We start from the raw sequence: 12,165 nt of genomic DNA, 5'->3' as shown, positions 1-12,165 counted from the left end.
CGGTGTCAATGGTCCGCGGGATCGTGGCAACAGACGCAGAACTTGTTGCCTTCGGGGTCGCGAAAGTACGCGCCGTAGTAGTTCGGGTGATAGTGCGGGCGCAGCCCGGGCGCGCCCTCGTCGGCACCTTGCCTCCTCGTTTGCAGCGGCGCGTGGGGCGGTGTCAGCCGCGCCGCTGCGCCATGAACAGCACAGAAGCGGGCTTGCCGCTGCGCGGGTCGAGCGGCTCGCGCAGCGCACGCAAATCGAGACCGCTCACGTCGAGCAACGCGACCCAGCTTTCGAGCGCTCGCGGGCCACCAGAACGCGTCGGGCAAGACGATCGACGCGGACACGGGCGAGCTCGTCAACGCGGTCGCCTCGTTCGGCGACTTCGACAACGATGCGAGCAACGACAAGCAGGCGATGGTGATGGCCGCGCTGCGTCACAAGTTCGGGTTCGCTTCGCGCGAGGCACCGCGGCGGGCGCGCCGGAAATCGCTCGCCGCCATGAACTTCGGCTATAATCGCCCCCTGTCTTAGGGGAGTAGTCTGCAACGCCTGCTTCGGCGTTGCGCCGCCGTCAACATAATTGGTGCCCCTGCACCATGGCGCCGGCAGCCGTATTGCGGATCATTGCAGCGCATCGCTGCAATAGCGCGGCCTGACGAGACCTATGACGTTTTCCCTTTCACCCGGGCCGGGCGAAGGGAAGCGTCATGGTTTCGGTGCCCGGCTCGCACATCACGGCAAAAATAATGACTCGTCTCGCCCCGCTTCACCTCCTCATTTGCGCCACGGAGCGAACGTCATGATCTTGACGTTCGCCTTGCTCATTGCCGCGGCCGGCATCATCTACCTGTCCTGCGAGACGTTCGTCAATAGCGTCGAGTGGCTCGGCCACAAGCTCAAGGTCACGCAAACCGCAACCGGCACGATCCTCGCCGCATTCGGCACGGCGCTGCCCGAGAGCGTGGTCACGCTCGTTGCCGTCGCTTTCGGCGGCGATCCCGCGCACAAGGAAATCGGCGTAGGCGCCGCGATTGGCGGCCCGCTCGCGCTCAGCACGATCGCCTATGCCGTCGTGGGCTTCGCGTTGCTAGCGACAGCAAAGCGCGTGGGGCGCGAGCGCGCGGCCACCGTCGACGTCAATACACGCCGTCTGCGCCGCGACCAGCTCTGGTTCCTCGCAATCTTCGTCGCGAAGATCGCGCTCGGGCTCGTGGTGTTCAGCTTCAAGCCGGTACTGGGGATCGCGTTTCTCGCGGCCTACGCGTTCTACTGCTGGAAGGAGCTTTCCGCCGAAGATAGCGGCGAGGTGGAAGGCGATCTCGAGCCGCTGAAGCTGCGCCCGCACGACGACAATCCGGCCATGGTGTGGATTCTGCTGCAGACGCTGGGCGCGCTCGCGGTGATCTTCGCGGCCTCGCATCTGTTCGTGCAGCAGATCGGCGCGGTGGGACCGTGGCTCGGTCTGAGCCCGCAGTTGACCGCCGTGTTGTTCAGCCCGATCGCCACCGAGCTGCCCGAGATCATGAACGCGATCATCTGGGTGCGCCAGGGCAAGGAGCGGCTGGCGCTGGCGAACATCAGCGGCGCGATGATGATTCAGGCCACCATTCCCACGGCGTTCGGCCTCTTCTTCACGCCGTGGCATCTCGGCACGCCTTCGATTCTCGCGGCCGTGACGACCATGATCGCCATCCTGATCCTGCAATGGGCGTTTCGCGCGCCGAAGGTACGTAGCCGTCAGCTCACACATGTCGGCTGGCTCTATGCAGTGTTCGCGGTGTTGCTGTTCGTGGTGTGACGCGGCCAGACGCCAGGCTCAGGCTGCCTCGGCGGCGGCCTGGGCAACGCCCGCGTGGTGATGGAGCCAGCGGATCATGTCCGAATGCCTGACCACGCCAACCAGCCGACGCGCATCGTCCATCACTGGAATGTCGTGGTAGGCATGCTCGACAAAAATCGGCACCAGATGCGCGAGCGGCGTGGCCCGATGGACGGCGTGCACGCCGGCTGCCATCACGGCTTCGACCGTTTCTTCCACGCGCGCCGATTCGCGCTGCGCCGCGCGACGCAGCGTGTTCCTGAATCGCTTGAGGCCAGCCGCCGGCGCAAGGTCGCCGAGCGCGTGATGCGTGACGACGCCGACCACGCGATCCATCGCATCGACCACGGGGAGCGTCGAAGCACCGTGGCGGCGGAACATCTCGTGCGCCGCACGCGCGCCCATTGTTGCGGGCACGGCGGGACAGCCGATCGACATGATCTCCTCGCAAGTTAGTTGTTCGAACGATTTTTGCGGAAAATCCAGCGGCGCGAGTCGCTGTTGCGACAGCACGGCAAGCGGCGCGGCAGCGGCTTCCGGCGTGGGACGAAACGCAGCGCGCGGATAGCGGTGCCCGGTCAGCGCGTGGAAGGCCAGCGCCGCACTGAGCAACGCGAAGGACTGGAACGCAATAGGCGCGATCACGAAGTGAAAGCCGAGCGCGTGAACCGCGGGGCCGCCGAGCACGGCGGTCAGCGCGACCGCGCCTGAAGGCGGATGGACGCAGCGGCACAGGAACATCGCGCAGATCGCGAGCGCCACCGCCACGGAAGCCGCCGCGACCGGCGATGCGATCCATTGCGCGCACGCCACGCCCACCAGCGCAGAGACGAAGTTGCCGCCAAGAATCGACCACGGCTGCGCAAGCGGGCTGTCCGATGCGCCGAACAGCAGCACCGCGGATGCGCCCATGGGCGCCACGAGCAACGGGATATTGCCCGCCGCGCCGAACGTCACTTGGGTTGCGAGTCCCGTGAACGCGATGCCGATCAACGCTCCGCCACAGCGTCGCCCCCGCTCGCGCCATTGCGGCGCAGCCGGGTTGGGCACGAAACTCGTGAACCATTCGATGAGCGCGGTGCGGGTCATAGCGGGGCTTGCTGGTCAGTATGTCGGCCAGATTACCGACGCGCGCCGAATATCAACAATTGATATTTCTGTGCGTACATATAATTCATCCTGTATGCATGTTTGGATTCGCCACGCACATTTTTCTCGGCAATTCGGAATCGATTGGTCTAGAATGACGACATGAAATCCGATACCCGTTCTGGCCCCGGCCGTCCACGCGAATTCGACGAGCAGGAAGCCGTGCAGAACGCGCTAGAGGTGTTCCGCGCGCGCGGCTATGCGGCAACGTCGCTGCCCGACCTGATCGAGGGTACGCAGCTCTCGCGCGGCAGCCTCTACAAGGCGTTCGGCGACAAGCACCAGCTCTTTCTCGCGGCGCTCGACTTCTATACCGAGCGCGGTATCGTACGGCTTACGCGCAATCTGCGGCACGCGTCGGCGCGCACCGCGCTGCGCGAGGCGCTGCGTCACTACGTGCGCCTTTCCGTCGGCCTCGAAGGGCTTGCGGGCTGCCCGGTGACAGCCGCCGCCACCGAATGCCTGCCCTTCGATGCCGAAGTGAAAGCCCGCGTCACGGACATGTTCGCGCGCATGCAGGCGCTGCTCGCCGGCGCGATCCGGCGAGGCCAGGCAGCGGGCGAACTGGCCGCCGACCAGAATGCCGACGATCTCGCGCGCTTCCTGCTCTGCACGATCGAAGGTATGCGCGTGCTGGGCAAGACTGACGCCGGCGGGCACGCGATCGATGCAATTGCTGAAATCGCGCTGAGCGCCATCCGCTAGTTTTTTTGGCTAATTAGGAACCGATTAGTTCCATATGGAGGCTGCATGACGAATCTTTCGACTATCGAAATGCCGTCCACGCGAGCGGGCGCACGCACCTGGTGGGCGTTGACCGTGCTGCTGATGGGCACGCTGTTGCCGCCGCTCGACTTCTTTATCGTCAACGTCGCGCTGCCGTCGATGCAGGCCGACCTGCATGCCAGCCCCGCTATCGCGCAACTGGTGATTTCGGCCTATGCAGCGACCTACGCGATCTTTCTCATTACGGGCGGCCGGCTCGGCGACCTGTACGGACGGCGGCGCATCTTTCTCGTGGGCATCCTCGCGTTTGCGGCGGCTTCGGCCGTGTGCGGGTTCGCCAGTTCGCCCGCAGCGCTGGTGACGGGACGCATCCTTCAGGGCGGCGCCGCAGCCGTCATGGCACCCCAGGCGCTTGCGTCGATCCATGCGCTCTTTCCGGCGCATCAGAAGGGGCTTGCACTCAGCCTCTTTGGCGCGGCTTACGGGATCGCCGCGGTCGCCGGCCAGGCGCTCGGCGGCGTGCTCGTCTCGGCCAACGTATTCGGACTCGGCTGGCGCAGCATCTTCCTCATCAACCTGCCCGTCGTGATGGCGGCCGCGCCAGCGGCGTACTGGCTCGTGCGTGAAAGCCGCTCGGACCACCCCGCGAAGCTCGATCCCGGCGGCATGGTCCTGCTCGGCATCGCGCTGGCTGCGCTCGTCGTGCCGCTGATCGAAGGCCGCGAGCGCGGCTGGCCGGTCTGGACGTGGGCGTTGCTCATTGGCGCCGCGCCACTGTTCGCGATCTTCTGGCGCTACGAGGCGCGCGTCGCGAACGCCGGGCGCGACGCGCTCGTGCCGCCCGTCATCTTCGCCGCGCCCGGCCTCGTGCGCGGGCTCGTTGCCACGCTCTTCTTCTATTCGCTCGCACCGTTCTTCATGATGTTCGCGATTTACGTCCAGCGTGCGCTCGGGCTCGCGCCACTCGAAGTCGGATTGCGCATTCTGCCCCTGGGCGTCGGCTTTCTGGTCGGGCCGCTGCTCAATCCACTTATCGTGCGCCAGTTCGGGCATCGTGCGGCGGCGGCCGGTATGGCAATCGAGGGGTGCGGATTACTTTGGACTGCCATGCTTGTTCACGATGCTCAACTCCACGCACTCAACGCATCGCTCTTTCTGATCGGCTTCGGCCAGGGCGTGGCGCTGCCCGCGCTCGTCAGGCGCAATGTCGAATGTGTCGATCGACGCTGGTCCGGTCTTGCCGCTGGGCTCGTCAGCTCGGTTTTGCAGGTCAGTGCCGCGCTCGCCGTGGCGCTGCTCGGTGGCCTGTTTTTCGCACTTGCCGGGCCGGATGCGAGCAGCGCGCAGGTGGCTCGCGCGTTCGCAATAACCGTTGCGATTATCGGCATTCTGCTTTTCGTTGCAGCGTTGCTCGCCAGCGGGCGCAATAATCACGTGCCGCAATTGCGCAATCAGCTCGTATAAGAATAAGTGCGCCCGACGCGCTGCATGAAACGATGGCCATGCGTCGGGCCGATCGAACTCGTCAACGAATACGGCCAGCACGCGCGCGGTGTGCGTGAAGGTAAGCGGTCGAGTCGCCCTGCTCGATGTGCCCGATGTAGACGGCCTGATCGTAGAACCGTTTGCTTTTTGAGTTAACAAACCCATGCGTCCGCGTCCGGATAGGTAACCGGTTCCCACAAACGGTTACCTGAGCGCGCGCATCAGTCGAACGTTGGCGAGGTCAGTTGATAGCCGTAGCGGCTGATGGTATCGATGCGCACTTCGATGCCTTCGCGCGCGAGCTTGCGCCGCTGACGCGAGACGACGAGGTTGACGGTTGAAGCGTCGATGTCCTCTTTCTCGGGCCACGCGTAGCGAATCATCTGGTCGCGCGGCGCGCGATAGCGTGTGCATACGCTCGTGCATTTCCATGAACGAGAACTGTAGCGAAAGCACGCGTCGGCGCCCGCGCGCAGCACCTTCGAGGTCCCAGCGCAAGACCGGTGGGCATCGCGCGGATATCCTCGGCGAGCCGGCGCCCGTCCGGTGCGAACAGGCCGTAGAAGTTGTCGCGCTGGTCGGGGCGTCGGAAGCGCGCGTCGATGGCGCCGGCAAGGCTCGCGTCGCTGCGCGAATCGAAGTACCGCAGTTGCCAGCGCAGGCGGCTGTCGGTCTCGCGCATCATGGCGCGCGTCACTGAGTATTCGATGATGCCGAGCAGCGCCATGAACGCGAGCGAGAAGATCGCTGCGGAAACGGTGAACCAGCGGAACGTGGTCCTCTGCCAGTGGTCGGGCCAATGACCCGCACGTCCGGCACCGCCCGCGACGACGCCGGAACGAACAGGCCAGGCCCGAGCGCCCGCCAGGCAGGTTCATCGCGCGCCTCGCACACAGGGCCCGGCGTCGCGCAACGCCTGCAGTTGCGCGGTCGTGCATCGCCTGCAGTTGCGCGGTCGTGCATCGCGCGCACGGTGCTTTCTCGCTGACTGACGCGGCTACCCGACCATGGGCAATGAATGGTCGGCTCGATGACTCACTGGCGAACCCACGATCGCGGATGCGGCCGCCGCACCGCATCTGACTCAGCAGGCATGTCACAGCTACCCGTTCGTCAAACCGGCCCACGAGGTCACGCATGCCGGTCTGATACCGGAAATCACGGAACTCGAGGCGGTGGGTGACGACCCGAACTCGGACGATGACACCCGCCGATATCGAAGCCGCCCAGCAGCGTCTCGCCGACCGGTACCGCAGCGATTGCCTGCGGCGGCACACCGCGGCCGCGGTTACCTTTCCCGCGTATTCACACTGAGATCCGGCAGGCGCTCGGTGGGCCGTAGGTTACCGATAAATCTTGTGCAGTGCACCTTGTCCGGTTGGCGCCTGACTTTCCTTGATTGCTTTGGGTCGCGGCCCACGTGGACCTTCGGTGACTCCCATGTTTGGTGACCTGAGGTGGGTAACCGGAAATGGGAGGAACGGTTCGTCCACAAGTGCGCATCTCAGGATCGCTGGTTCCCCTGACCTGGTTCAGCGGGTGTCCAAGGCTGGCAGAACGCTTTACGGTTCCGATCGAACTGGTGTCGTAGTCATTCAGCCGGCCCCCATAGGCAGTTACCTTTGGACGAAGAACAGCACCATAGACGTAGACCATCCGGGTGTTTTTCTCGGTAAATCAATGATTTGATTCGATCTCTAAAAGTTTATTCTCAAGAAAAGGGGGCTTAGCTAATGCTCCAGGGTGCCCGCAAAGCGTTGGTAGACGGGCTAGGTAACCCGGAATGGGGTTACGGAGGTTGGTGACCACTTACATGCGATTAGGTCCCCGGTTTTGGGAGACGTCTTTCTCATCGAACGCGTGTTTCAGTGTTTACCTTTTACGCTTTAACAACTTTAGTAAACCTTTAGACGGCTCGAACCCTTACCAGGCAAGGCTTTGCGGCCGATTTGGTGGCGCGTTATGGGATTTGTGGTCCCGGGTATGGGAGTTCGGGGTTGTGGATATGGGACTTCGGTACCCGGGCATGGGGTTTAGGGGTTGTGGATATGGGGGGAAGGTCGCCCGCTATGGGAAAAGGAGCGGTTTTGCCTTCAGGTCACTGTTTATGGGAATCAGTGAAGGTCGCTGCTTATGGGATGCGAGGCTTTTCTTGAGGGTGTTCAAGAGGACCCGTCGCTTGAATTCAGGTAACCGTCTTTGGGAATCGGTATGGGTAACCAGATATGGTGGCTTGTCGGGAGAGGAATTCCGGCGTTATCGTGCGCCGGATTGGCTACCCGCATGAATCCTTGGACGCGGAGAAGCTGGCTGGGGCCAGGTAACAGCCTATGGGATCAGGCGTGGGTCACCAGTTATGGGGGCAAGTGCTGATCCGCTGACCTCGAGCGCCGTATTTGGCTCCGCAAGGGTAGCCATTTATGGGAGCCGGTTCAGGTCACCATTTATGGGCGTACTGGGCATGACGACGCTTGGCCGAGCTGCTCCGGGCGACAACCTGGATAGCAATGTGAAAAATCCCATGGACAGCTACCTGTTGAGCCTAAATTCTCGGAGTGAGTACTCACATTTTGCATAAAGGTCACCGGCTATGGGATAGTTTTCAGGACGCGGCGACGCAAAGGTCACCATTTATGGGTCCGTGCGCGGGGCCTGTTCAGAGTGCCCAGGACGGGTTCCCGGTGGCCATCGAGGCAGAGAATCGCCGGCTGTCAATGCTCTTAGCCCTTGAGTGTCGTGCCGCGTCACGATAGCGTCTGTGGCCTTGAGTCACCTGATCGCTTGGTATACAGTTACCAACCGACCAGGTTCCCTTTCATCGTGGGTCATATGGCAAGAAAAAAGGCCGAAGCCGGCGACGCCGACAAGCAAGGTGCACTCGTATTCCAGCAAGGCCAGCCGCCCGATCTGTTCCGCAAGGCCGTTCCGGCGATTCATATCGCACCGAAATCCGGATCGATCAGCCTGCAGCAGCGCAAGATGTTCAGCTCGCTGATCAAGAACGCCATTCGCCAGGATTCCCTCGACCGCGGCCGCTCCTCGTTCGAGATCACGATCTCCGCTCTCTCCCAGGACGTCGATCTGAACAGTAACAACACCGAGTACGTCAAAGAAACGATCAACTCGCTCATCAGCACGGTCGTCAACTGGGACTACCTCACGCAGGACAAACGCAGCATCTGGAAGGCGTCCGGCTTGCTCGCCGGCGCCGAACTCGAGCGATCGGTGTTGCGCTACACCTTCTCCGAACAGATTCGGGGCGAACTGCTCAATCCTGAAATCTACGCGATGATCGATATGCGCATCACGCGTCAGTTCAGAAAGGCGCATTCGCTTGCGCTGTGGGAGAACGTCGTTCGCTACGAGGCCGTGGGTGTGACGGCGCGCTTTCCGCTCGCGACGCTGCGTGACCTGATCCTTGGGCAGGATACTTCGGCGCAATCGTACAAGCTCTACAAGCAGTTCAAGAGCCGTGTGCTGGTGCCCTGCATCAAGGAAGTCAATGAGATTTCGGATCACAATTTCGAGCTCATCGAGCACAAGGTGGGACGCTCGGTCGTCGCCCTGCAGTTCCGCGTGACCCGCAAGCCGGAGACCGATCCGTCCCAGGAGCTGCGTGCAAACGAAACGCTGCTGATTGGCGAAATGTCGAAGTTCAGCATCCCGGTTTCCGAGGCGCGGCGCCTGCTCAAGCAGTACGGCGAGGACAAGATTCGCACGGCGGTGGCCTATACCGCGGCGCGGGTGGCGCAGAAAAATTCGGCGCCGCTCGCCAACGTTGCGGCGTATTTCCGCAAGGCGCTGACCGAGGGCTACGAGTTGCCCGGTGCGAATGCCGCCGCGCCCGCCACCGACGCTGGCCGCGCGCGCGAAAGTCAGGATCAGGTGAAGGACCGCTATATCGCTGCGAAGATCAATGAGGCGCGCGCCTACTTCAATGAACTTGAATACGACGACCAGACTGCGCTGATCAAGCGCTACAACGAGACGGTCGGTATGGACAAGCTCAAGGTGTCGACGGCGAAGGTGCCGAGCAAGATGGCATCGACGAACTTCTTCCGTTGGGTGGTTCTGGACACCTGGGGCCAACCGACTGCTGCGGATCTGCTTGAATTCCTGCTGAGCGGACAACAGGCGCCGGCCGGGGGCGAAGGCCTGCAGGCGGCGGAAATCGATCTCGCGCTGAAAGCTCGGGACGAGTGAAGGCGATGGATCTAACGGGACGGTGGCTTCGGCCGCCGTTTTTTTGTGCGATTCGCTGTGAGTACATGCGGATAGTGCGCAAGGAAATTAGCTAAATATAACGACGTAGAATTCGTAGCTAAATATATATTTCGAAGCTCTTAGATCGACCGCTTTTTTGGTGACGAGTCAGGCTTCGACTGTTTGAGTGCCTCGGAGTGATGTTTGTGCTCTGTCTCGGCGTACGCGGATGCCGATGGCGCTTGGTTGCTTCGTGTTGTTCGCGTTGATCTCCACGTGGAGAGTCGCTGCTTTAAACGATCAAGAATGTGTGGATGCGGCGGCGAGATACACGCAATGGATGGAACTCGCTTACCGTCACGACCCATCCTTTCATCCGGGGTAGTACCTGCTCACGCGTCATCATTCTCCCGAATGCTGATTGAGGACTCTCCACGTGGAGAATCGCTCAGAACACTTGCTGGCCGGATCGCTTCTGGACATCGCACTCACAGTACTGCGCTAATCGAGGTCAAGTCGATCACTCTCCACGTGGAGAATTGCTCGGTGCTCCTCGCCTCCCTCCGCGAAGATACCTATCGAGCACTCTCGCGCAACTTGAACTTTCCTCCCGCGTCACAAACGTAATGCACGGCTGTGCAAAGATCCAGTGTCTAATCGACCTGCGAGCAGACGACCTCCCCAACTTCGATGGGCGCATTCTGCGATCTCCACGTGGAGATCAGCGCCCGTCACTGTTGAAACATCGCGATCCCGTCAATCCACCCCGCCCACCAGCCCTCTCCATTGCATCCAATTCTTATCCGTTCAGCCAATTGGTTGTGAACTGACAACGTCCGGGGCGGAATTTCTAGAATTTACTTTAAGTTGCCAGTAGACTGTCGAATGACTTGCTGGAGTCTCCACGTGGAGAGTGCACCTGGGAGACTCGCCCGCTGTTGAACAATTGCATGGAGAAACGAATGGGTCTCGTGATAGCCGTAGCGAACCAAAAAGGTGGGGTTGGCAAAACCACTACCAGCATGAATCTGGCTGGGGCATTTCAGGCTGAAGGCTATAAGGTCTATGTCGCCGATGCCGACGGTCAGCAATCTTGCATGAGTTGGTGTGCAGCGGCCGGTCCCGAAACGCCTCTACCGTTCCGCGTCGGCAGCATTCACAAGCTGGAGAAGATGATTGGGCCGGAAATCGCCGCACTGGCGAACGACTACGACGTCGTTATCGTCGACTGTCCGCCTAATATCAACGACCTGACTACCGCGCGAGTGCTTGCCGTAGCCGACGCAACTGTCATTCCGACGGACGCATCACCGATCGACATCTGGAGCAGCGAAGGGATGATGGAGTTGGTCGAGCGAACCCGCGTGGCCAATCCGGCCGGAAAATTCGCAATTTTGTTGAATAAATCTAATTCGAAGACGCTGCTGCATACGCAGATGAGCGCCATCCTCGCTGAGAGCAACGTCCGCGTATTTTCGGCAACCATCAAGCAGCGTGAGCTCTACCGTCAGGCGGCAGCGCTTGGCCGCACCGTCTTCGATGTGCGCGGCGTGCGCGGGGCGAAAGTCGCGAAGGATGAGATCAGCGCTGTCTACAACGAGATCATTGCGCTGGTTCAGGAAGAAGAAGAGGAGGAGGTCGTCAATGGCCGCTAAGCTGAATTTCACCAGCAAGGTCCGCGCAGGCATGGCCGCCGAGCGTGTTTCGGCTGGCGAGCGTCTCGCGGAAGCCGATGTCGTCAATATCGCGCAGCGCGACGCGGGTGTACCCAACGCCGTGGACACGCCCGCCGCTCCGCCTGCCGAAGTCGTCGAGGCACCGCTTTCGCTGCATGCGGTCCGCAAGATTTCGGTCGAAGATGTCGTCTCCAATCCCTACAATCCGCGCGCGTTCTACAGCGCCGAGACGATCGACGAGCTGGCAGAAAGCTTTGCGACGCAAGGGCAGATCACGCCGATCCTGGTCACCAGACTCGCGGCGTTTCCCGGTCAATATGTGATCGTCGACGGCGAGCGCCGTATTCGTGCTGCGCGTTCGCGCGGCGACAAGTTCATCGACGCCGATGTCCGCGAGGGCCTCGACAACCAGAACCTATACCTGCGCGCCTATCACGCCAACAAGGAGCGCGAGGAGCAGACGGTATTCGACGACGCGCTCGCGTGGAAGAAGCTGCTCGACGATCGCGTCTACGTCGACCAGATCGAGTTGGGGGTAGCGGTAGGCGAAGATCCGAAGCACATCAGCAAGGTGATCGCACTCACGTCGCTGCCGCCTTATCTGCTGCAGAGAATGGCGCAGCATCGCAAGGACGTCGGACTCGGACACGCCTACAACATCAAGCTGATCTTCGACCGGGCGGGCGCAACCGTTGCCGAGCATTGGCTTGCGCAGGTGGTCGAAGGGAAGGCGAGCGTGCGCAAGCTCGAGGCGGCGGCCTCGGCTGAAGCGGGTGCGCGCAGCGTCGGGCCGCGTCGTACGCATTACCAGTCCCGCGTCCAGTTCAATCGACCGGACGGCGTCGCGCTGGGCGAACTGAAGCTGTTCGGCGACGGGCGTGCGGAGCTAAGCCTGAAGGGCATCGCGCCTTCCGATCAGCAACGTCTTGCCGAGCGCGTGAAGGCAGTCATCGAGCAGTGGGCTTTGGAAATGGATACGACCGGGGCGACCTGAGCGTCGCGAATAGCGGCTAACGGTGGCAGGGGAGGGCGTCGTCGGGCGCCCTTTTTCGTTGTCGAGGCGACGCGGGCTATACGCCAGTCACCACCGGGGTCGAATCCGTGAAACAGGCGCGA

Annotated in this window: 9 protein-coding genes and 1 riboswitch; of the genes, 6 read left to right on the top strand and 3 right to left on the bottom strand. The window is 62.0% G+C overall.

Annotation, left to right across the window (positions count from 1 at the left end):
* The first annotated feature begins 509 nt into the window (after positions 1-509).
* Positions 510-613: riboswitch (yybP-ykoY riboswitch) on the top strand.
* Positions 614-790: 177 nt separating this feature from the next.
* Positions 791-1,789, top strand: a complete 999-nt coding sequence (locus AB4Y36_RS25020; protein WP_368602033.1) for a sodium:calcium antiporter — start codon at positions 791-793, stop codon at positions 1,787-1,789.
* A gap of 18 nt (positions 1,790-1,807) precedes the next feature.
* Here AB4Y36_RS25020 and AB4Y36_RS25015 read toward each other — a convergent pair whose 3' ends face one another.
* A complete protein-coding gene (locus AB4Y36_RS25015; protein WP_368684410.1) occupies positions 1,808-2,899 on the bottom strand; it encodes an HPP family protein in 1,092 nt (363 codons plus the stop codon).
* 162 nt (positions 2,900-3,061) lie between these two features.
* Between AB4Y36_RS25015 and AB4Y36_RS25010 the strand changes: the two genes are divergently transcribed.
* Entirely contained in the window at positions 3,062-3,664 is a 603-nt protein-coding gene (locus tag AB4Y36_RS25010) for a TetR/AcrR family transcriptional regulator (RefSeq protein ID WP_368684409.1), read from the top strand.
* 45 nt (positions 3,665-3,709) lie between these two features.
* The gene (locus AB4Y36_RS25005; protein WP_368684408.1) at positions 3,710-5,149 is read left to right on the top strand and encodes an MFS transporter; all 1,440 of its coding nucleotides are present in this window, start codon (positions 3,710-3,712) and stop codon (positions 5,147-5,149) included.
* Positions 5,150-5,391: 242 nt separating this feature from the next.
* Here the strand turns inward: AB4Y36_RS25005 and AB4Y36_RS25000 are convergent, their stop codons facing one another.
* Both AB4Y36_RS25000 and AB4Y36_RS24995 read right to left on the bottom strand, forming a co-directional pair.
* Positions 5,392-5,553, bottom strand: a complete 162-nt coding sequence (locus AB4Y36_RS25000; protein ID WP_368684407.1) for a helix-turn-helix domain-containing protein — start codon at positions 5,551-5,553, stop codon at positions 5,392-5,394.
* Positions 5,550-5,897, bottom strand: coding sequence for a hypothetical protein (locus AB4Y36_RS24995; protein WP_368684406.1), 348 nt, complete (start codon positions 5,895-5,897; stop codon positions 5,550-5,552). Before AB4Y36_RS24995 ends, AB4Y36_RS25000 begins: the two co-directional genes overlap by 4 nt.
* A 2,102-nt stretch (positions 5,898-7,999) precedes the next feature.
* Here AB4Y36_RS24995 and AB4Y36_RS24990 point away from each other — a divergent pair.
* The 3 genes from AB4Y36_RS24990 (at position 8,000) to AB4Y36_RS24980 (ending at position 12,043) form a co-directional block, all read left to right on the top strand.
* Positions 8,000-9,373, top strand: coding sequence for a replication initiation protein (locus AB4Y36_RS24990; protein ID WP_069266876.1), 1,374 nt, complete (start codon positions 8,000-8,002; stop codon positions 9,371-9,373).
* A 962-nt stretch (positions 9,374-10,335) separates the two neighbouring features.
* On the top strand, positions 10,336-11,028 hold the full coding sequence (gene parA, locus AB4Y36_RS24985) for a ParA family partition ATPase (RefSeq protein WP_069266877.1): 693 nt from the start codon (positions 10,336-10,338) through the stop codon (positions 11,026-11,028).
* Complete coding sequence (locus AB4Y36_RS24980; protein WP_368684405.1) at positions 11,018-12,043, top strand: ParB/RepB/Spo0J family partition protein; 1,026 nt, start codon at positions 11,018-11,020, stop codon at positions 12,041-12,043. Before parA ends, AB4Y36_RS24980 begins: the two co-directional genes overlap by 11 nt.
* The last annotated feature ends 122 nt before the right edge of the window (positions 12,044-12,165 follow it).

The organism is Paraburkholderia sp. BR10936 (assembly GCF_040965735.1).
GTDB lineage: Bacteria > Pseudomonadota > Gammaproteobacteria > Burkholderiales > Burkholderiaceae > Paraburkholderia > Paraburkholderia nodosa_A.
This window is presented reverse-complemented; position numbering and strand designations above follow the sequence as displayed.